This window comes from Streptomyces sp. IMTB 2501, assembly GCF_001953885.1.
In the GTDB taxonomy this organism is placed as follows: domain Bacteria; phylum Actinomycetota; class Actinomycetes; order Streptomycetales; family Streptomycetaceae; genus Streptomyces.
This window is the reverse complement of record NZ_MQUS01000002.1, coordinates 176,523-195,417: the sequence shown is the minus strand read 5'-3', so window position 1 is coordinate 195,417 and position 18,895 is coordinate 176,523. Positions and strand designations below refer to the sequence as shown.

At 71.2% G+C, this 18,895-nt stretch carries 20 protein-coding genes; 9 read left to right on the top strand and 11 right to left on the bottom strand.

The genetic code is table 11. The features are described from left to right. The first annotated feature begins 6 nt into the window (after positions 1–6). The 4 genes from AV521_RS05120 (at position 7) to AV521_RS05105 (ending at position 5,085) form a co-directional block, all read left to right on the top strand. A complete protein-coding gene (locus AV521_RS05120) occupies positions 7–825 on the top strand; it encodes a glycosyltransferase family 2 protein (RefSeq protein WP_371917000.1) in 819 nt (272 codons plus the stop codon). A gap of 809 nt (positions 826–1,634) precedes the next feature. Further along, positions 1,635–3,104, top strand: a complete 1,470-nt coding sequence (locus AV521_RS46405) for a glycosyltransferase family 2 protein (protein ID WP_079249134.1) — start codon at positions 1,635–1,637, stop codon at positions 3,102–3,104. Between the two features lie 90 nt (positions 3,105–3,194). Beyond that, positions 3,195–4,652, top strand: a complete 1,458-nt coding sequence (locus AV521_RS05110; protein ID WP_076084020.1) for an MFS transporter — start codon at positions 3,195–3,197, stop codon at positions 4,650–4,652. A gap of 139 nt (positions 4,653–4,791) precedes the next feature. Beyond that, positions 4,792–5,085: a hypothetical protein gene (locus AV521_RS05105; RefSeq protein ID WP_256725437.1), complete on the top strand. Its 294-nt coding sequence runs from the start codon at positions 4,792–4,794 to the stop codon at positions 5,083–5,085. A gap of 93 nt (positions 5,086–5,178) precedes the next feature. Here the strand turns inward: AV521_RS05105 and AV521_RS05100 are convergent, their stop codons facing one another. Next, positions 5,179–5,760, bottom strand: a complete 582-nt coding sequence (locus AV521_RS05100) for a rhodanese-like domain-containing protein (protein WP_076084017.1) — start codon at positions 5,758–5,760, stop codon at positions 5,179–5,181. Positions 5,761–5,841: 81 nt separating this feature from the next. Here AV521_RS05100 and AV521_RS05095 point away from each other — a divergent pair, with 81 nt between their 5' ends. Continuing rightward, positions 5,842–6,129 carry a metal-sensitive transcriptional regulator gene (locus AV521_RS05095; RefSeq protein ID WP_076084014.1) on the top strand — a complete coding sequence of 96 codons (288 nt, stop codon included), beginning with the start codon at positions 5,842–5,844 and terminating at the stop codon, positions 6,127–6,129. A gap of 21 nt (positions 6,130–6,150) precedes the next feature. Here the strand turns inward: AV521_RS05095 and AV521_RS05090 are convergent, their stop codons facing one another. The 3 genes from AV521_RS05090 to AV521_RS05080 all read right to left on the bottom strand — a co-directional run bounded on the left by AV521_RS05090 (position 6,151) and on the right by AV521_RS05080 (position 8,694). Beyond that, positions 6,151–6,897, bottom strand: coding sequence for a sulfite exporter TauE/SafE family protein (locus AV521_RS05090; protein WP_076084011.1), 747 nt, complete (start codon positions 6,895–6,897; stop codon positions 6,151–6,153). Continuing rightward, positions 6,894–7,265, bottom strand: coding sequence for a rhodanese-like domain-containing protein (locus tag AV521_RS05085; protein ID WP_076084008.1), 372 nt, complete (start codon positions 7,263–7,265; stop codon positions 6,894–6,896). Before AV521_RS05085 ends, AV521_RS05090 begins: the two co-directional genes overlap by 4 nt. Before the next feature lie 64 nt (positions 7,266–7,329). Beyond that, the gene (locus AV521_RS05080) at positions 7,330–8,694 is read right to left on the bottom strand and encodes an MBL fold metallo-hydrolase (RefSeq protein ID WP_076084005.1); all 1,365 of its coding nucleotides are present in this window, start codon (positions 8,692–8,694) and stop codon (positions 7,330–7,332) included. A gap of 211 nt (positions 8,695–8,905) precedes the next feature. Between AV521_RS05080 and AV521_RS05075 the strand changes: the two genes are divergently transcribed. After that, positions 8,906–9,412 carry a MarR family winged helix-turn-helix transcriptional regulator gene (locus tag AV521_RS05075; protein ID WP_076084002.1) on the top strand — a complete coding sequence of 169 codons (507 nt, stop codon included), beginning with the start codon at positions 8,906–8,908 and terminating at the stop codon, positions 9,410–9,412. A 12-nt stretch (positions 9,413–9,424) separates the two neighbouring features. Here the strand turns inward: AV521_RS05075 and AV521_RS05070 are convergent, their stop codons facing one another. Beyond that, complete coding sequence (locus AV521_RS05070) at positions 9,425–10,237, bottom strand: TetR/AcrR family transcriptional regulator (protein WP_076083999.1); 813 nt, start codon at positions 10,235–10,237, stop codon at positions 9,425–9,427. Positions 10,238–10,540: 303 nt separating this feature from the next. Between AV521_RS05070 and AV521_RS05065 the strand changes: the two genes are divergently transcribed. Next, positions 10,541–12,256, top strand: a complete 1,716-nt coding sequence (locus AV521_RS05065) for an MFS transporter (protein WP_076083996.1) — start codon at positions 10,541–10,543, stop codon at positions 12,254–12,256. Between the two features lie 155 nt (positions 12,257–12,411). Here AV521_RS05065 and AV521_RS05060 read toward each other — a convergent pair whose 3' ends face one another. Both AV521_RS05060 and AV521_RS05055 read right to left on the bottom strand, forming a co-directional pair. Beyond that, on the bottom strand, positions 12,412–13,455 hold the full coding sequence (locus tag AV521_RS05060; protein WP_076083992.1) for a 2-hydroxyacid dehydrogenase: 1,044 nt from the start codon (positions 13,453–13,455) through the stop codon (positions 12,412–12,414). 25 nt (positions 13,456–13,480) lie between these two features. Beyond that, positions 13,481–13,831 carry a histidine phosphatase family protein gene (locus AV521_RS05055; protein WP_079249133.1) on the bottom strand — a complete coding sequence of 117 codons (351 nt, stop codon included), beginning with the start codon at positions 13,829–13,831 and terminating at the stop codon, positions 13,481–13,483. Between AV521_RS05055 and AV521_RS05050 the strand changes: the two genes are divergently transcribed. After that, a complete protein-coding gene (locus AV521_RS05050) occupies positions 13,809–14,003 on the top strand; it encodes a hypothetical protein (RefSeq protein WP_076083989.1) in 195 nt (64 codons plus the stop codon). The genes AV521_RS05055 and AV521_RS05050 overlap by 23 nt on opposite strands. 106 nt (positions 14,004–14,109) lie before the next feature. After that, positions 14,110–14,436, top strand: a complete 327-nt coding sequence (locus AV521_RS05045; RefSeq protein ID WP_076083986.1) for a hypothetical protein — start codon at positions 14,110–14,112, stop codon at positions 14,434–14,436. Between the two features lie 19 nt (positions 14,437–14,455). Here AV521_RS05045 and AV521_RS05040 read toward each other — a convergent pair whose 3' ends face one another. The 4 genes from AV521_RS05040 to AV521_RS49090 all read right to left on the bottom strand — a co-directional run bounded on the left by AV521_RS05040 (position 14,456) and on the right by AV521_RS49090 (position 18,808). Beyond that, entirely contained in the window at positions 14,456–16,051 is a 1,596-nt protein-coding gene (locus AV521_RS05040; protein WP_076083983.1) for a class I adenylate-forming enzyme family protein, read from the bottom strand. 348 nt (positions 16,052–16,399) lie between these two features. Beyond that, on the bottom strand, positions 16,400–17,203 hold the full coding sequence (locus AV521_RS05035) for an IclR family transcriptional regulator C-terminal domain-containing protein (protein ID WP_076083980.1): 804 nt from the start codon (positions 17,201–17,203) through the stop codon (positions 16,400–16,402). Positions 17,204–17,294: 91 nt separating this feature from the next. Continuing rightward, positions 17,295–18,230 carry a zinc-binding dehydrogenase gene (locus tag AV521_RS05030; RefSeq protein ID WP_218639337.1) on the bottom strand — a complete coding sequence of 312 codons (936 nt, stop codon included), beginning with the start codon at positions 18,228–18,230 and terminating at the stop codon, positions 17,295–17,297. 437 nt (positions 18,231–18,667) lie between these two features. Next, positions 18,668–18,808 (bottom strand): hypothetical protein, encoded by a 141-nt coding sequence (locus AV521_RS49090; RefSeq protein WP_179022848.1) that lies wholly within the window; start codon positions 18,806–18,808, stop codon positions 18,668–18,670. Positions 18,809–18,895 lie beyond the last annotated feature (87 nt).

Genomic DNA, 18,895 nt, shown 5'->3' with positions numbered 1-18,895 from the left:
ATGCGGGTGCGGGCTGCAACAGGCACCGAGGCGGCAGTCACCGTCGTCCTGCCCCACTACGACTGCGCGGAGTACCTCGGCACGGCCGTGGCGTCGGTCCTCGCCCAGGACCGGCCCGACCTGCGGCTGTTCGTGGTCGATGACCACTCGCCGGACGAGGCGTGGACGGAGGCGCTGCGCCCGCACGCGGGCGACCGGCGCCTGACCGTGCTGCGCACCTCCGTGAACGTCGGCCATCTGCGGATCAAGAACAAGGTGCTGGAGCTGGTCGACACGCCCTACGTCGCCTTCCAGGACGCCGACGACATCAGCCTGCCCGGCCGACTGCGCCACCAGCTGGCCCTGCTGGAGCGGGACGGGGCCGATCTGGTGGGCTGCGCCTACGAGTTCATCGACCCGGTCGGCCACACCACAGGGCGGCGCCGGATGCCGCGCAACGGCAACCTCTGGATGCGGCTGGGCCGTTCGACGGTCCTGCTTCATCCGTCGACGGTCGTGCGCAGTGAGGTGCTGCGGCGGCTCGGCGGCTTCGACGGCACGGCTCGCCTCGGCGCCGACACCGACTTCCATCTCCGGGCGGCCCGCCTGTACCGGCTGCGCAGCGTGCGCCCCGTGCTGTACCGCTACCGCATCTGGCCGGGTTCGCTGACCCAGGCGCCCGCCACCGGGTTCGGCTCCGCCGAGCGCCTCGCCTACACCCGGACCATGGTCGCCCAGGAACGGCGCCGGCACACGGCCCGCAGCCGCGAGGAGCTGCTGTCCCTGCTGGTCGCCCCACCCAACGACATCGACTTCACACTGGAGTCGGTCACGGTGGGCGGGTGAGGCCCGTGTCCGCGAAACCGGGGCCGGAGGCCCCCGTGGCGCCACCTCCGCCGGAATACGTGGCCGAGCCGGCGGCGACGGACGTAGCCGCACCACCAGCGCCAGAGGACGAGGGCGCACCAGCAGCGCCGGAGAACGTAGTCGCGCCACCTGCACCGGAGGACATGGCCGCGCCACCAGCCCCGGAAGACGTAGCGGCACCACCGCGACCAGGGTACGCAGCAGCGCCACCAGCACCGAAGGACATGGCCACACCACATGTCCCAGAGGACGAGAGCACGCCACCAGCCCCGAAAGACGTACCCGCACCACCGCGACCGCAGGACGCGGCAGCGCCACCAGCACCAAAGGACATATTCGCGCTACCGGCGCCAGGGGACTTTGGCGCGCCACCAGCGCCGGAGGACGTGGGCGCGCCATCCGCGCCAGAGGACGTAGCCGCAACACCGCGGCCAGAGGACGCGGCAGCGCCAACAGCACCGAAGGACACGGCCGCACCACATGTGCCAGAGGACGAGGGCACGCCACCAGCCCCGAAAGACGTACCCGCACCGCGACCGCAGGACGCAGCAGCGCCACCAGCACCAAAGGACATATTCGCGCTACCGGCGCCAGGGGACTTTGGCGCGCCACCAGCGCCGGAGGACGTGGGCGCGCCATCTACGCCAGAGGACGTAGCCGCAACACCGCGACCGCAGGACGCGGCAGCGCCACCAGCGCCGAAGGACATGGCCACACCACCGGCGCCAGGAGACCTGGGCGCACCACCGGCACCGGAGAACGTAGTCGCGCCACCGGCGCAGGAGGACATGGCCGCGCTACCCGCGCCGGAGGTCGTGGTCGCGGCGCCGGAGGGCGACTGGGAACCGGCCGTGGACAGCCTTCTGCGCCAGACACTGCCGCCCGCCGGGATCACCGTGGTCGGCCCGGCGGAGGCGGCACACGCGCGGGTGCGTTTCCTGCACCGCGCCCCGCAGGCCGTCGCGGCGGCCTGCGTCGAGGCGGCGCGCGCCGCGCGGACCCCGCACGTCGCCTTCTTGCACGGCCGGGACGAGGCACTGCCCGACTGGCTGCGCCAGCTGGCCCTGGCGGCGGCGGACGGCGCGGGACTGGTGGAGTGCGGTCTGCTCCGGCTCCGCCCCGACGGCCTGGTGGACGGCATAGCCCTGCCACCCGCCCCATACACAGGCGACACCGGGGGCTACGCCGTACGCCGTGACCTGCTGACGACCAGCGGTGGCGGCGCGGCCCGCCTGGCCCTTGCCGGGCTGCTGGTACGGCGCCGGGCCGACGGCACCGACGCCACGAGGTCCGCCGCTCCGGACGCACCTGTCACTTCCGCCGCTCAGGCCGAGGTGATGCGCCGCGCCCGGCTGACCGGCCCCACCATGTGTGCCCCCGCCACCGCAGGGCCCCACCGCCGCAGCTCCCCTCGGCTCGTGTCCGTCGTGATCCCGGTCCGCAACGGCGCCCTCACCCTCCCCGCCCAGCTGCGCGCGCTGGCGGCTCAGACGTACACAGGGGCGTGGGAAGTCCTGATCGTCGACAACGGCTCCATCGACACCACCCGCGCCGTCGCGGAGAGCGCCCGCCGCGAACTGCCCGGACTGCGTCTGATCGACGCGGGCGACCGGCGGGGCGAGAGTCATGCCCGCAACCGTGGAGTGGCGGCCGCCCACGGCGACTTCATCGCCTTCTGCGACGCCGACGACGAGGCCGACCCGGGCTGGCTCGGGGCCCTCGCCAGGGCGGCATGCCAGGCCGACGTGCTCGGCGGCAGCCTGGACAGCAGCGTGCTGTCCCCCGCCCACCTCGACGAGCAGCCGCTGCCGATGACCCAGCAGCCGGACTTCCTGCCCTTCGCCCGCGGCGCCAACTGCGCCGCCTGGAAAGACGTGTTGACCACGATCGGCGGCTGGGACGAGCACTATCGCGCGGGCGGCGAGGACATGGACCTGTCCTGGCGAGCCCATCTGTGCGGCTACCGGGTCCGCTACGCACCCGACGCCCGCATGCACTACCGGTTGCGCGCCGAGCTGACCGCCCTGGCCCGCCAGAAGTGGAACTACGGCAGGTCGGGCGCCCGGCTGTACGCCGCCTACCGCAATGCCGGCTTCGAGCGCCGCGCCGGCCGAGTCGTCCTCGCCAACTGGTCCTGGCTCCTCCTCCACACGCCCGACCTGCTTCACTCCCCCGCCCGCCGCCGCTGGATCCGCTACGCCGCCCGCCTGGCGGGCTTTCTCGCGGGCAGCATCCAGCAGGGCGTCAGATACCTGTGAGAACCGCCCGGCAATACCGCGCCTGAGGCTCCCCGAGCCCGAGATAGGACGCTGGCCGAATATTTCGGTGCCCGATGTAACCTTGCAGGTATGGCCACCGACATGAGTCCCCACCCGTCCAGGAGGCGCTGGCCTGCCGTACTCACCGCGGAGCGCCCCCGCCCGGCGGGGATAAGGGAGCGGCCGAACGGCTGGTGGCTGGCCGTGGGCGCGGTGTGCTTCGGCGCGTTCATGGGGCAGTTGGACGCCAGCATCGTGACGCTCACCTACGGCAGCCTGCGCACCGGGTTCCACGCCTCGCTGGCGGCGGTGGAATGGGTGTCGCTGGCCTATCTGCTGACCCTTGTGGCGTTGCTGGTGCCCGCCGGCCGACTGGCGGACGCGCACGGTCGCAAGCTGCTGTACCTGTACGGGTTCGCGGTCTTCACGCTGGTCTCCGCCGCCTGCGGCTTCGCGCCCTCACTGTGGGCCCTCGTGGCGTTCCGCGTGGTCCAGGCGGCCGGGGCGGCCATGATGCAGGCCAACAGTGTGGCGCTGGTGACCACCAGCGCGCCGCGCGAGCGGATGCGCAGCGCCCTGGGCGTACAGGCCGCCGCCCAGGCGCTGGGACTGGCGCTGGGACCGACGGTGGGCGGGGCACTGGTGTCGACGCTGGGCTGGCGGTGGGTGTTCTGGGTGAACGTCCCCGTCGGTGTGGTCGCGCTGGTCGGCGGGCACTATCTGCTGCCCCGCACCCGGGCCCGGACGCGTGTCGCCCGCTTCGACCGGCCCGGCCTCGCCCTGCTGGCCTCGGCGACCACCAGCGCCCTGCTGGGTGTGTCCGCGGCATCCGGGTTGCCGGTGCCCGGCTGGGGCGTGGCCGCGCTGTTCGCGGTGGCCGCCTGGGCGGGCTGGGCCTTCGTCCGGCGACAGCGGCGGACGACCGCACCCCTGCTGGACCTGGCCATGCTGCGGGTGCGGGCGGTGGCATTCGGGCTGGTGGGGGCGCTGAGCGGCTACCTGGTGCTGTTCGGGCCGCTGGTGCTGGTGCCGGTCGTCCTCACCGCGCGGGGTTCTTCGGACCTGACCGCCGGACTGGTGCTCACCGCCCTGCCGGCGGGGTTCGCGCTGGCCGCGACCGGCGGTGACCGGCTGCTGCCGCACAGCCTCCCGGACCGCGCGCGCTGCCTCGCCGGGGCCGGGCTCTTCACCCTGGCCGTGGCCGGGCTACTGGCGGTCCCGCTGACGCCCGGCTGGCTGGTGCCGGTGCTGGCACTGGCCGGGCTGGGGCTCGGGGTGTTCACTCCGGCCAACAACGCCATGGTCATGGGCGCGATACCCGCTCGCTCCTCCGGTACGGGCGGTGGCCTGGTGAACATGACACGAGGGCTCGGCACCGCGCTGGGCGTCGCTCTGGTGACCCTCGCCCTGCACCTGGCGGGCAGCGGCGACATCCAGACCGGCAGCCGCTGCGCCGCGGTCGTCCTGGTGGCGGCCTCGGCCGTGGCCGTCGTAGCGGCATGGCTGAGCCCGCGCACGGCTCCGGAACCGTCGCGGGCGGCCTTGTGACCGGGGCAGCGGCTGGGCCGGTGAAGCCGGAGCGGGAACAACTCCTGCGCACGGAGCGCTGACGCTGATACCCCGCCGGGTATGGGCCCCGGGGTGGCGACCGCGGGACGGAACCGACCGGCGGAGGAGCGTGAGAGCGATGACGACGACAGGAAGCGACCGGCTCCACAGGATCGAAGTGAGCCGCGCCGAAGAGATCCCTCTGGTGACCAAGTGCGGGCGCAGGATCCAGGTCCGGTGCCTTCGGTTCGGACATCCGGACCGGCCCGTCAGCCGGATCGCCCTGAACGTGGGAGAGGACCAGGGAGGCGAGCCGGGAGTCTGGGCGGCGCTCACCCCGGACGAGGCACGCGGCCTGGCCCGCCTGCTCCTTGAGCAGGCGGGCGCGACCGAACAGGCCATCGCTGCCCGGCCACGGGACGGCGGTTCCTGATTGCCGCAGCAGGCGGTGGAATGCCGGAGCAGGCGGTGGAATGCCGGACGGCCGTGCGCCCCGGCATCCGTGACGGGTCCGTACTGACGGTCGTCAGCCGCGGCGCAGTGTGGCGAGCGTCGTGGCGAGGTCGGCCGGACGCGGCCGGTTGTGGGGCAGCTTGCCCAGCAGGACCGCCATGCCGCAGGTGTCGGTGAGCGCGGAGAAGACGAGGCCGCCCGCGATGCCGGCCGAGAGGAATTGGAAGGCCGGGTGCACGAGCAGGCCGAGAAGCAGGCCCAGGAGTACGGCCGTGCCGGCGGTGAAACGGACCTGTCGCTCCATGCTCCAGCCGGCCCGGGTCTCACACGCGGCGGGACGCTGCAGGTCGTGTCCCGCGCCGGCCCACGCGGCGGTTCCGCCGACGAGGGTGGCGGCCGGGATGCCGTGCTCCGCAAGGAGCTCGCAGGTGTTCTCCGAGCGGGCGCCGGAGGCGCACACCACGAGGACCTGGCCCCGTGCGGCGGCGTGCCGGATCTCGGGCAGCGCGCGACGGATCCGGTCCAGGGGGATGTTGAGGGCTCCGGGCACGTGACCGGAGGCGTACTCGCCGGGGGTGCGCACGTCGATGACGGTGAGTTCGGGCAGCCGGGCGCGGGCCTGGTCGGTGTCGAGGGCAAGGGGGGTGGTGGTCATGGCAGATGTGATCCTTGATGGTCGCCGCCGTCCCGAACCGGGACGTACAGTACCCCTAGGGGTATTTCTTGAGGAGTGATCGTGGAACTGGAGCTTGAGGGCGCGTCTCTGCGGGCCGTGCTGAACCGGTTGCGGCGGGCGCAGGGCCAGATCTCCGGCGTGATCCGGATGATCGAGGAAGGGCGGGACTGCGAGGACGTCGTCACACAACTGGCCGCCGCCTCGCGGGCACTCGACCGAGCCGGTTTCGCGATCATCGCCACCGGCCTGCAGCAGTGCGTGGCCGACATCGAATCGGGCCGCAAGAACGGCGAGGACACGGAGGCGATGCGCGCACGCCTGGAGAAGCTGTTCCTGTCGCTGGCGTAGGAATGGCTGGTCGGGCCACCATCACACCACCGCGTCCATCAGCATGGCGCCGGCGACCGTGAGCAGGACGAGGGCGAAGACCCGTTGGAGTACGTGCCCGGGCAGCCTCGCCGACAGCCGCTTGCCGTCCCAGGCGCCCAGGACCGCCGCCCCGGCGAACGGCCCGATGACGCCCCAGTCCAGGCCGCCGGCCGTACCGGCACGCATCACCAGCGCGGCCAGCGAGTTGACCGTGATGACGAGCAGGCTGGTGCCCACGGCCGCCCGCATCCGCATCCCGAGGATGTTGACCAGAGCGGGCACGGCGAGGAAGCCGCCGCCCACACCGAGGACGCCGGTGACAGCGCCGAGTCCGGCACCTGCGGCCGCCGCCCGGCCCGGCCGTACCTGGACGGTGTTCTGGGCGGAGGAGCGCGGCCTGAGCATGCGTACGGCGGCGGCAGCCGCGACCACGGCGAAGGCCACGGTCAGTGCGGCCCCCGGCAGGTGTCCGGCGAGTGCGCCGCCCAGCATGGCGGGCCCGATCCCCGCAGCCGCGAAGAGCAGCCCCGTGCGCCAGCGGACCTGCCCGTCGCGGGCGTGCGCCGACAGGGCGGTCGCGGAGGTCACGGTCACGATGACGAGGCTGGCCGTGGTGGCCGCGACCGGAGTGAAACCGAGCAGGTAGATCAGGGCCGGAACGGCCAGGACACTGCCGCCGCCCCCGAGGGCTCCCAGCGCCAGGCCGATGACCGCGCCGGCGCTCAACGCGAGTACCACTACGCTCACGCGACGGTCCCGTTCCCGCCGCGCGCGTCCACGACCGGCAGTCCCTCTTCCACCCAGGCCCGCATGCCGCCCACCACGTCGACGGCCTTGACGCCCCGGGCGCACAGCAGTTCGGCGGCCTGCCGGGATCGGTTGCCCGAACGGCAGATCACGACGACGGGCCGTGCCTGCGCCGCATGGGGCAGCGCGGCACCGGAGGCCAGCGCGGCGAGGGGCAGATGGACGGCGCCGGGGGCGTGCCCGGCGTACCACTCGTCGGCTTCGCGCACATCGAGCAGCACGGAGGTTCCGGTGTGCCCGGTGCCGGCGGCGGCCTCCGACGCGCTCACCCGGGCCGGGGCGCCCCGGCCGCGTCCGTAGAGACTCATGGTGGTTCTCGCTCCTTGTCGTCTTCTCGGTCGTCTTCTCGGCGATGATCTGCGGCGGCCGTCGTCAGCGCATACGGACGGCGAACCCGGCCTTCTCGGCCGCGTCGAACGAGTCGTCCACGGCCACGACCCCCCGGCCGGCCGCGTCGAGCAGGGAGGCGGCGATGGCGGCACGCATGCCGCCGGCGCAGTGGACCCACACCTGCCCCTCGGGCACCTCGTGGAGGCGGCGGTGCAGGGCGTGGACGGGGATGTGCACCGAGCCGTCGATGAATCCGGCCGCCCGCTCGGCGTCCCGGCGGACGTCCAGTACGACCACGCCGTCCTCGGCGTGCTCCGCGAGGTCGGCGAACGAGGCCCGCGGGAAGGAGGCGAGGGCCTCGCCCCGGCCTACCCAGCCCGACGGCTCTCCGGTGGCCGCGGCGGCCGGGCGGTCGATGCCGACCCGGACCAACTCGCGCTGTGCGGCGGCGAGTTGCTCGGCGGAGGCGGCGAGCAGGGTCACCGGCCTACCCCACGGGATCAGCCAGGCCAGGTACGTGGCGAGCTGTCCCCCGGCCTCGAAGTTGACCGAACCCGCCACATGGCCTTCGGCGAAGGCGACCCGGTGGCGCAGGTCGACCACCCACTCCCCGGCGGCGAGCCGGGCGGCGATCTCGTCCGCGTCGGCGACGGCGGGCGGCGTCAGATCCACGGGCGCGGGTCCGGCGGTGTTGGCCGGGCCCATGTGGGCGTAGTACGCGGGTACGTCGTCCAGACCGGCCAGCAGGTCGGCGACAAAGCCGTCCACGTCACGCGTCAACGCCTCGTTGGACTCCTTCTCCTCACCGATCGTGCTGGACTCGCCCGTCGTCCGGCCGGCGGAGCAGAAGCTGCCGAAGCCGTGCGTGGGCAGCACCGCCGTGGCGTCCGGCAGTTCGGCGGCCAGCCGGTGCGCGGAGGCGTGCTGAGCGCGGGCGAGCCGCTCCGTCAGCCGCGGTTCGACCAGATCCGGCCGGCCCACGGTGCCGATCAGCAGGGAGCCGCCGGTGAACGCGGCAACGGCCGTTCCGTTCTCCTCCAGCGCGTAGGAGGTGTGGTGCGGGGTGTGGCCGGGAGTCGCCAGTGCACGCAGGACCAGGCCCGCGGCGGCGTCGATCCCGTGGCGGTCGCCGTCGCGCACGGATACGTGTGCGTACGAGACTCCGGCCCCGGCGGGGACGAGGTAGAAGGCGCCCGTGACGTGGGCCAGCTCCAGGCCGCCGGTGACGTAGTCGTTGTGGACGTGCGTCTCGACGACGTGGGATATCCGCACCCCGCGCCGTACGGCCGCCGCGATCACTCGGTCGATGTCACGCGGCGGGTCGACCACCACGGCCGTCCGCTCGCCGCCTGCCAGGTAGCCGCGGTTGCCGAGCCCGGCCGTCTCGATCGTGTCGACGAAGAACACGAGGAACTCCCTTCCAGCCCTTTGAGTGGAATTTACCCCCGGGGGTATATATCGACGGTAGCACGAGTACCCCCGGGGGTATTTTCGAGAGCAGGGAGAGCCCTTCGAAACAGGCACGGAACGAGGAAGAGGCACCCAAGGACGATCGGAGGGCGTCCGAGCCGCGGATGGTCAGGCCCGTGCCTTTGCACGGTCCGGCTACCCTTGCCGCATGTCCGCGCAGCCCCGCTCCGACGTCTCCGCGCCCGGCTCCGCCCCGCAGGAGCCCGAGGCCCGTCTGCTCACCGAGGCCGTCACCCGGCTGCGCCGAGCGCTGCGCTCCTCGATCCGCACCGACTACCCGTGGGAGACCCTGCCCATGGCACAGGTCGAGCTGCTCCAGGTCCTCGGCGAGCACTCCCCCGCACGGATCAGCGACCTCGCCGCCCGCCGCCGCCTGGCTCCGAGCACGGTCAGCGGACTGATCGGCCAGATGATCACCTCGGGGCTGGTGGCGCGCGACGTGGACTCGGCCGATCGCCGGGCCTCCGTCGTCACTCTCACCGACGCCGGGCGCGAGAAGCTCGCCGCCTGGACCACCGCCCACGAACGCCGTATCGACGACGCGTTGGCCGCGCTCGACAACCGCGCCCGGGCGGCCATCACCAACGCACTGCCGGCTCTGTTCCAGCTCGCCGAGAACCTTGGTGAGCCGGCCGACGGCACGACGGCGGACTGACCGGAGCGGGGATCAGCCGGCGTCCGGAGCCCCGCCGACGTCCGGGCTCGCAGAGGCCGACGAGTCCGGCAGGTAGCTCGCCAGGCCGCGCAGGATGATCTCCAGACCGATGTCGAAGCGCTCCTCGGAGGAGTCCGACACGATCAGCCCGGCCAGGGCGCGCAGATGGGGAAAGTCCGTCGCGGGCAGAGACGCGAAGTACTCCCGCATCTCGTCGGCCATCTCGCGCCAGTCGGGGCGGGCCAGTGACGAACCGTCACCGCCGCCTCCGGCGGCACGGTCCTGCCACATGCCCTCCTCCAGGACGAACCCGTCGATGTAGGTGGAGATGAGGTCACCGGCCTCCGCCGCGATGCGGTCGGGCAGCCCGGCGGTCCGGAAGACGGCGAGCAACGCCTCGACGTGGGGCAGCAGTTCGGCGCTGAAGGGGACGTGGGCCATGGAGATCCGGGCCATGTCCCGGTGGGACTGCAGGCGCCGCCGTCCGGAGCGGGCGTAGTCCCGCACCTGCTCCTGCCATCGTTCCGGGTCGGGTTCGGGCAGCTCGAAGCCGTCGAAGAGCCGGGTGTACATCAACTCCAGGAGGTCGCCCTTGGAGCGGACATAGGCATAGAGGGCGGAGACCGCGACCCCCAGCTCGGCGGCCACCTGACGCATCGACAGCCCGTCGAGGCCCTGGCGGTCCAGCACGGTGAAGGCGGCCTCGACGACCCGTTCACGCGACAGCGGTGTGCGCGCGGAGGTGACGTGGGCACGAGCGGGACGTCCGCGTTCCCAGGGGGACGGCGGAGGAGGTGTCGGGGTGCCGGGGGCCGCGTCGCTCATGGCCACAGTCTAGGCGTCGGGAGAACAGTGTTCTCCCGCGGCGAGCGGCGTCCACAAGGGCAGCAAGAAAGCGAAGACGCGATATATCTTGTCTGGTGACGGAGATTGCGCTATATCTTAATGAACACCGTTCTCCTGGTGAGCACTGTTCTGTTAGTCTGAACAGTGTTCTCCAGGGCGCTCGGTCGCCCGTTTCCCGGCCCGTACCGGCCGGCCGGGCGGTCACATCCACCGGCAGCCACAAGTCATCAGTCCCACCGCGCCCGCGGCCCACCGCTGCGCGCCCTTTCGCGAGGAGTTCCGATGTCCACCACCGGTGTCGCGTCCGCCGAGGCGCCGCCCACCGACTCGCCAGCGCCCTACCGGTGGCGCTGGGCTGCGCTCTTCGTGATCCTGGCGGCCGAGGTGATGGACCTCCTCGACGCCGTCGTCACGAACATCGCCGGCCCCTCCATGCGGGCCGACCTCGGCGGCGGTGCCTCCACTCTCCAGTGGCTCGCCGCGGCCTACACCCTCTCGATGGCCGTCGGGCTCGTCACCGGAGGGCGGCTCGGGGACATTCACGGGCGCCGCCGGATGTTCCTGGTGGGTGCCGCCGGTTTCACCCTGGGTTCGCTGCTGTGCGCACTGTCCGTGTCACCCGAGATGCTGATCGCCGCACGGGTCGTCCAGGGACTGTTCGGCGCGGTGATGCTGCCGCAGGGCCTCGGCATGATCAAGGAGATGTTCCCGCCCAAGGAGTCACAGAAGGCCTTCGGCATGTTCGGCCCGGTGATGGGGCTGTCGGCCGTGTGCGGGCCGATCCTGGCGGGCTGGCTCGTGGACGCCGACTACTTCGGCACCGGCTGGCGGATGATCTTCCTGATCAACCTTCCGCTGGGTGCCGCGGCCTTCCTCGGTGCCCTGCGCTATCTGCCGAGGGGCAGGTCCGCCGGCAGGCCTCGCCTGGACATCCCCGGCATGCTCCTGGTCTCGCTGGGCGCACTGCTCATCATCTTCCCGCTGGTCCAGGGCCGTGAGTACGACTGGCCCCTGTGGACGTTCCTGATGATGGGCGCCTCGGCGGTCGTCTTCGCCGCCTTCGGCACATACGAGTCGCGCCGCAGCAGGGCGGGCCGGGACCCGCTGGTCGTGCCGAGCCTCTTCCGCAAGCGTGGGTTCAGCGGCGGTATGGCCCTCGGGCTGGTCTTCTTCTCGACCATGCAGGGCTTCATGCTGGTCTTCAACCTCTACACCCAGATCGGCCTCGGCTATTCGCCGCTCAAGGCGGGCCTGGTGATGGTGCCCTGGTCGGGCGGCATGATCGTCGGCTTCGGCGTCGCCCAGGGGCTCACCCGGTTCGGGCGGGCCGTGCTGCAGGCGGGCGCGCTCGTCATGGCGGTCGGCGTGTTCGGCGTGTGGCTGACCCTCGACCTGGTGGGGAGCGCTGTCGGCCCCTGGCAGCTCGTGCCGTCCCTGCTCGTCACCGGCATCGGCATGGGCCTGCTCATGGCTCCGTTCTTCGACATCGTGCTCGCCAGTGTCGAGCCGCACGAGACGGGCTCGGCATCCGGCACGATGACCGCGGTGCAGCAGCTCGGCGGCGCCTTCGGCGTGGCGCTCCTCGGTACGGTGTTCTTCGGTCTGCTGGGCGGCGGGATCGCCACCGCCGTCGACCATCACGCGGACGGCCTGCGCAGGCAGTTGACCGCCGCGCACGTCACGCCCACCGCCAGGGAACGCATCGTGGCGGACCTGCGCCGTTGCGCCGCGGACCGCGCCGTCGCCAAGGACCCCGCCGCGACCCCGGCCTCCTGTGCCCGCCTGGAGAAGGACACCCGGTCCGCCGTGACCTCGCCTCAGGCCGGCGCGCAGATACCCGCCGCGCTGCAGGCCACCGCGTCATCGGCCTTCCGGAGCGGTTTCGGCACCGTCATGCAGACCGTCCTGTGGATCGTCGACGGCATGCTCGTGCTGACCTTCCTGCTCGCCTTCCTCCTGCCGCGCCATGCACGCCCCGAGGAAGCCGCCGGGCACTGAGCCCCGACCGCATCGGCGTAGGGCTCGGCGAACGGGACGGACGGGCACCTCTGAGAAGTGGCTGCCCGGCCGTCCCGGGAGGACGGGCGACGACCCGGCAGCAGCGTTCTCCACAAGGGCTCGCCCACATCAACTGCGCTGCGGAAGGCGCCCTTTCATCCTCCCGTGGCCTCGGGGTTGGCGCAGTGGGTCAGCGGCTCGCCACGGAGGAAGCGGCCGGCCTCGGCGGCGACGATCCGGGCGGCCTTGTGGGCGACCTCGCGGCTCGCGCCGGCGATGTGCGGGGTGAGGACGACACCCGGGGTCGACAGCAGACGCGAGCCGGCCGGTACCGGTTCGACGGGGAACACGTCGAAGCCGGCGGCAGCCAGCTGCCCCGAGTCCAGCGCGTCGTACACCGCGTCGTAGTCGACCAGGGCGCCGCGGGCGCAGTTCACGAGGACGGAACCCTGCGGCATGGCCGCGATCCGAGCCTGCCCGATCATGCCGCGGGTCTCGCCCGTCACCCGCGCGTGCAGGGAGACGATCCGGGAGCGGCTCAACAACTCGTCCAGGGACACGAGTTGTGCGACGCCCTGCACCACCTCCGGCCGTACGTACGGGTCGTGGACGAGGACCGTGGCCCCCATGGCGTTCAGGACGCGGGCGACGCGCGAACCGATGGCACCGAAGCCGACCAGACCGACCACCGAGCCGTCGATCTCGACCCGGCAGCGGTCGTAGTCGTAGTAGTCGCCGCGCCATGTGCCCTGCTTGAGGTCGGTGTGGACGTCGCCGATCCCGCGCGCGGCGGCGAGGATGAGGGCGAGAGTGTGCTCGGCCGTGGCCACGGCGTTGCGGCCGGGGGCGTAGCAGACGGCGACACCGTGCCGCGTCGCGGCCTCCAGGTCGGCGTTGACCGGCCCGCCCCGACTGACGCAGAACAGCTCCAGATCGGGACAGGCGGCCAGCACACGTTCGGTGAGAGGGGCCATCTGGGTGACGCAGATCCGCACGCCCCGCAGCGCCTCGATCATCCCCTCCTCCGTGCCGGACGCCTCGTCGACCTCGGCGACCTTGCCGAACGGGGTGTGCAACCAAGGGAGTTGGAGCTGCCGGATGTCCAGGTCGGTACCGGCGGGCGTCGCGGCACGCAGTTCCTGTTCGAGCAGCCGTGGCAGGACGAAGTGGTCGCCGGCGGCCAGGACGGTGGTGGGCACGGTGGATCTCCCGGAGAGCGAAGGATCAGCGAACGGGTGCGTTGAGGCGGAGCAGGGACGCCTGGCCGTCACGCAGCCGCAGTTCGGTCAGCGCGCCGTTGTGCAGGGCGGGGAAGACCTGGCGGTAGCGCGCGAGGGGAATGCCGAGGAGCTTGCACAGCACGAGGCGCAGCAGGGTGGAGTGGGCCACGACGAGGGCGCGCCCGTCGGGGAGTTTGCGCGCGATCTCCTCCAGGCATTCGATCGCGCGGTCCGCGGCCGCCGCGGGATCTTCTCCGCCGGGCAGATGGTGGGCGACCGGGTCGGCGAGAAAGGCGGCGAGCGCCTCGGGGAACTCCTGCTTCGGGTTTTCCGTGTCTCCGGGCTCCCTCCTCAGTCATGTCGACTACCGCACGAGCCGACTCCTCGACATGGCCGCGATCACCGAGGCGGTGCAGCGGCACGGTGCCCAGGTCGTCTGGGACCTCTGTCGCAGCGCCGGAGTCCTTCCCATCCAACTGGGCTTCTGTCAGGCCGACTTCGACGTGGCTGCGCCTACAAGTACCTGAACAACGGGCCCGGTTCGCCCGCCTCTCTCTGCACGGCAGAGCGGCATCGCCCCCCGATTACCGTCCGGCGGACGGAATCAGCCGGTTCCGGTGCGGCACTCCCCCAGTGCTCTCCTACGCGCCGCTGGAGGCCGGCCTCGACATCTGGGAGCGCGTCGGCCTCGACCGGCTTGAGATCGCCTCTCCGCATGCTGCGCAGGCCCGCGACAGCCAGGTCACCGTCCGGCATGTCGATGGATACTCCGTGATACCGGCGCTCATCGACCGAGGTGTCATCGGCGGCTTCCGCGCCCCGGACCTGATGCGCTTCGGTTTCGCCCAGCTGTACGCGCGTCACCGCGACGTAGGGCGTGCGGTGCAGATCCTCCGGGATCCCCTGATCACAGAGGCCTGGCGCTCCGCACGCTACGCCGTACGCGCCCAGGTCACCTAGGGGTAGCCCATGATCGCCGTCAATTCCGGGGTCCGGCCGGCCGGCTCGTTTTCCGCTCCTCGGCCAATAGGTGGGCCAGTTCCCGGCGTTTGACCTTCCCGGTGCCGGTCAGCGGAATCCGTTGCGTAGGCAGGTGCACGGGCTGGGCCATGGGCGGGAGACCACCGGACGCGGCTTTCCACGCTCCGGTGTCGAGGGGAAGGTCGTCCACCGTGCACACGACCGGAACGGGCAGCTCATGGTGGGCACGGAGAATGACGACCTGGGTGAGCTGGGCCATGGCGCTGAGGAGTTGGTCCTCGGCCCCGAGCGTGCTGCCGAACCCGTCGATCACGTCCACTTCCCGGTTGAGCAGGTGAAGGCATCCCCACTTGGTCCGGTATCCCACATCCCCCATGCGCCACCAACCGTCGGCGGTGATGTTCTGTTCGAAACGTTCGTCCTCGCCGACATAGGTGCGGGCACGACCGTCGCTGCGGACCTCGATATGGCCGGGATCGGTCGCGGAGGGCGGCCTGCCGTTCCGGCTCACCACGCGCACCTGGGTGACTCCCGGGAAAGCCAGTCCTACGCAGCGCCCCTCCTCATGCACGTCCCGGCGGCGAGTGAACGCCCGGGAGACGACGGGACCGATTTCGGACTGCCCGTATGCGGTCACGAAGATGGGCGCGCGCCTGAGGGAAGCCCCCAGAAGCCGCTTGACCGTCCGCGGACGCAGCGCGTCGAAGGCGCAGCCGAAGAGCCTCACACTGGCGAAAGGAGCACTGGGGTCCTCAGCCAGGGATTCCCACTCCGTGAAGGAGTGCGGATGAGCCTCCACGACGCCCGGGCGGAAGCGGGCGAATACTTCGGCCGCATGGTCGGGGGCACCCTTCGCGAGCAGGACGACCGGAAACCCACGGAGCAGCGGAAAGGCCAGTGCGGTGACGATACGCGAATGCGCGAACGCGATATGGAAGGCAAATGTCTCACGCCGCGGCACCACCGCTGCCATGGCCCAGAGAAGAGGCCGTAGACACGCCTCGAAGCTCGCACCCGTGTGCAACACGAGTTTGGGGGTTCCCGTGGCACCTGACGTATGGGTGATCATGGTCGGGTGATGGGGGTCTCTCGGCACGGCCGGCACGCGTTCGGCTCCGGCCAGAGAATCCCAGGCAACGGCAGCACAGTGGCTGCCCGTTGCCAGCACGACCCGCGCGACCGCATCCACAACGGAATGGGGCTGCAGAGTTTCGAACCCGGCCTGGTCAGTGACAAGGAAGGGACGCCCGGCCCTGCGGAGCAGCAGCACAGTTGTGCCCGCGTCGAGGGCGGACGACAACGGAATGGGGACCGCACCGATACGGGCAGCGGCGAAAGCAAGGAGCGTGACGTCCAGATTGTTCGACTTGTAGACAGCCACCCGGCTGCCCGGACGGACACCGACCGACCACAGCCGTGAAGAGATGTCTCTGATCAGGTCCGCCACTTCGGCAACCGTGAAACGCGATCCGAGGTGCGGGTAGATATCGAGAACGTGGTCGAGATAAAGCATCGTTTCAGGGTTTCGTGCCGCGGCCCTCTCGAACAGCGTACCCATCCGAATGCCGCGGTTTGCCACGCGTTGCAGGAACACAGTCAGAACCCCCTTGTGCGGTCAGCGGGGTTCGACTTTAGGGTCGTGCCGGAGCGGCGGAACACCTTGGATGCTTCTGTCACCTGGACGGATGAAAGGTCGCTCTATCGGCCCTGGTTGTGGGTAGCCTTGCGACACCTGCCCGGGCTCGGAATTTTCCTCTCTGATTCTTCCTTTCCAAGGGGACTACACCTGTGACAGGACCAGGTTCCCGTCAGCCCGCTCAGCGGCCAGGTCATGGAACTGCCTTTCCGCATGCACCGCCCTGGAGCGCTCCGCCCGCGAGGTCTTTGAATACTTCGCGCGGATGCGCGAGTAAGCGAGTAAGCGAGAACAGGTGGCGGGTGCTCAGTCGGCCGGCCAGGCTCCGCCGAGCCGGCTGAGTCCGGCGGCCGCCGTGATGGTGGCGTAGATGTAGTGCAGCGGAGCCTGGGGCATGACGTCCATGGGCTTGAGCAGCAGGACCGCGCCCCAGATCGAGCCGTCCCAGAGGACGGGGGCGGCGACGGAGTTCCACTTCGCCATGCATTCCTGGTACCCCAGGGCGTACCCCTGGTCACGGATGTCGACGAGCGAGGCGAGCAGTTCGTCGCCGTCCCGGATGACGCCGGGACCGGCTTCCTCCGGGACCGGATCGGCGGCCACCCGCTGCTGGATCTGTTCGGGCAGGAAGGCGAGGATCGTCCGGCCCGAGGCGCCGGTGCGCAGCGACCGGGTGACCGAGAGGACGTCACGCGGCGTCATACCGAGCTCGACGAGATCGGAATCCCCCACCGCCATGTCCAGGCACTGTCTGCCCGCGATGCCGAACGGGGCTCTCATGTACAGGAAGACCAAGCCGTTGTCGGTCGCCCTGCGCAGGCTCTGCAGGACCTCGGTGGCCTCGCTGCCGGAGATGTTGTCCTCGGCGAGTGCGTGGAGCCCGAGGTCGCCGACCGTACTGCCGAGCTGGTACAGGCCTCGGTCGATGCGGACGAAGGTGTTGTTGTAGGTCCCGGCGGTGAGCATGCGGCCGGTGGTGGAGTCGTCGAGATCGGCGGTCTTGGCGATCTCGGACAGCCGGTGGGCACCGGGGCCCAGCGTGATGAACGCCTGCTGCACCCGCATGAAGCGGTCGGCGTAGCTGGTCCCGGTTCCACGCTGTCCACTCATCAGCCGTACCCCTTCGATGCGCCCGTGCCCGTCCTCCTGGGCTTCGGTGGCACACGGCGCCGGTGCCACCTCACACGGGGGTACAAGACTATTACGTGGTGGGGTCGAGACTGAACTTGCCCGTTCCCGTACGACTGTTGAGCACCTCATGCACCTTTGCCGCGTCGGCGAGCGGGTGGATCCCACCTGTCACGATCTTGAGCGTGCCGTTGGCGACGGCGTCGAAGAGCTGCCTCATGGACGCGGCCAGAGGGAGCGTCCGGTCGGAGTACAGGTGCGGGAGCCAGAAGCCGGCGACAGTGATGGACTTCTGCAGCAGCGTGTGCACGGGGACGTCGGCGAGCTGCCCGCCGGCGAAGCCGTACACGACGAGCCTGCCGCGCGGGCCGACCGCGTCGAGGGTCTGCCGCAGCGTGGTACCGCCGGTCATCTCCAACGCGGCGTGTACCGGCCCGCCCGCCGCATCCAGGATCCGCTCGGTCAGACCGTCCTCCTCGGAGGAGTCGACGGCAGCCGTCGCCCCGAGTTCCAGGGCCAGCCGGCGCTTCTCGTCCGTGCCGGCGAGGGCGACGACCCGGGCGCCCGCCCGGTGCGCCAGCTGAACGGCCAGCGTGCCGACGCCGCCTGCCGCGGCGGGGATGACGACGGTCTGACCCTTGGTGATCTGGGCGACCGTGAAGAGGAGGTGGTACGCGCTGTTTCCCTGCAGCGCCAGCGGCACCGCCTGTTCGTCGGTGACCTCGTCGGGAACCTCCCATTGCAGCCTGCGGTGGACGGCCACCTTCTGCGCGTAGCCGCCGCCCCGGGTCAGCGCCACGACGCGCTTGCCGTCCGCCGTGGTGCCGACGACCTCGTTGCCGGGGATGTAGGGCAGCTCGACCGGTGCCAGGTAGGTGTTTCCCCGGACGTGGACATCTGCGTAGTTGACACCCGCCAGCCGCACGTCCAGCAGGTTTTCTCCGCGTGCGGGCTCGGGGTCGGGGACGTCCTCCAGCCGCAAGACCTCGGGTCCACCGAATTCCCTCATGACAATGGCGCGCACAGCACTCCTATCGACGCAGGCCGGACCTGTTCCCACGACAGGCTAGGACATCCGTCCCGCGCCCCTGACCTGGGTACCTTGCCTTATGCATCTTTCTCACGAGGTGAGAAAGGGCGGCCCATTTCTCACTCGGCGAGAAGGTTGGACCTTGAACTTTCTCGCGAGGTGAGAAGCGAAATAAGCGGGTTGCAATCGACCCTTTCAGAGATACATAGTGATCCCGCCTCGCTTGCCAGGCACTTTTCCCACTGCCGGCCGTCACGGGGGTGCGGCCGGCAGTGCGGGAGAGACGGACAGCCGTGCACGGTGCAACGCACTGTGTCCCGGCTCCGTGGGAAGCCGGGGCACGCGGTGGGCCGCACCAGGGGTGATCCTGTGATGCGAGGCGCTGGTCAGGACCGCCACGCCGTCGGAGGAGACGGTCAGGGCCAGGTCCACAGGGTGCAGGCCGCCAGAAGGGCGAAGAGCGCCGGCTGGACCGCCCCGATGGCCCCGCGCCCGAGCCGCAACAGCACGGCTCCCGTCACACCCACCACCAGCGCCAGAGCCCCGAAGCCCAGCACCGGCGGCCACGTCCGCCACCGGCACGAGCGGCAGGAGGCACCCGGCGTTGCCGGCGTCCGCCCGGCCGGAGGGTCGCTGGTCGAGGT

Excerpts from the sequence above, each read along its gene's own strand:
- AV521_RS05075 (WP_076084002.1), top strand. The coding sequence starts at position 8,906 with ATGTCCGCGCAGCCCCGCTCCGACGTCTCCGCGCCCGGCTCCGCCCCG.
- AV521_RS05100 (WP_076084017.1), bottom strand. The coding sequence starts at position 5,760 with ATGACCACCACCCCCCTTGCCCTCGACACCGACCAGGCCCGCGCCCGG.
- AV521_RS05085 (WP_076084008.1), bottom strand. The coding sequence starts at position 7,265 with ATGAGTCTCTACGGACGCGGCCGGGGCGCCCCGGCCCGGGTGAGCGCG.
- AV521_RS05035 (WP_076083980.1), bottom strand. The coding sequence starts at position 17,203 with ATGAGTGGACAGCGTGGAACCGGGACCAGCTACGCCGACCGCTTCATG.
- AV521_RS05030 (WP_218639337.1), bottom strand. The coding sequence starts at position 18,230 with ATGAGGGAATTCGGTGGACCCGAGGTCTTGCGGCTGGAGGACGTCCCC.
- AV521_RS46405 (WP_079249134.1), top strand. The coding sequence starts at position 1,635 with ATGGCCGCGCTACCCGCGCCGGAGGTCGTGGTCGCGGCGCCGGAGGGC.
- AV521_RS05065 (WP_076083996.1), top strand. The coding sequence starts at position 10,541 with ATGTCCACCACCGGTGTCGCGTCCGCCGAGGCGCCGCCCACCGACTCG.
- AV521_RS05105 (WP_256725437.1), top strand. The coding sequence starts at position 4,792 with ATGACGACGACAGGAAGCGACCGGCTCCACAGGATCGAAGTGAGCCGC.
- AV521_RS05110 (WP_076084020.1), top strand. The coding sequence starts at position 3,195 with ATGGCCACCGACATGAGTCCCCACCCGTCCAGGAGGCGCTGGCCTGCC.
- AV521_RS05070 (WP_076083999.1), bottom strand. The coding sequence starts at position 10,237 with ATGAGCGACGCGGCCCCCGGCACCCCGACACCTCCTCCGCCGTCCCCC.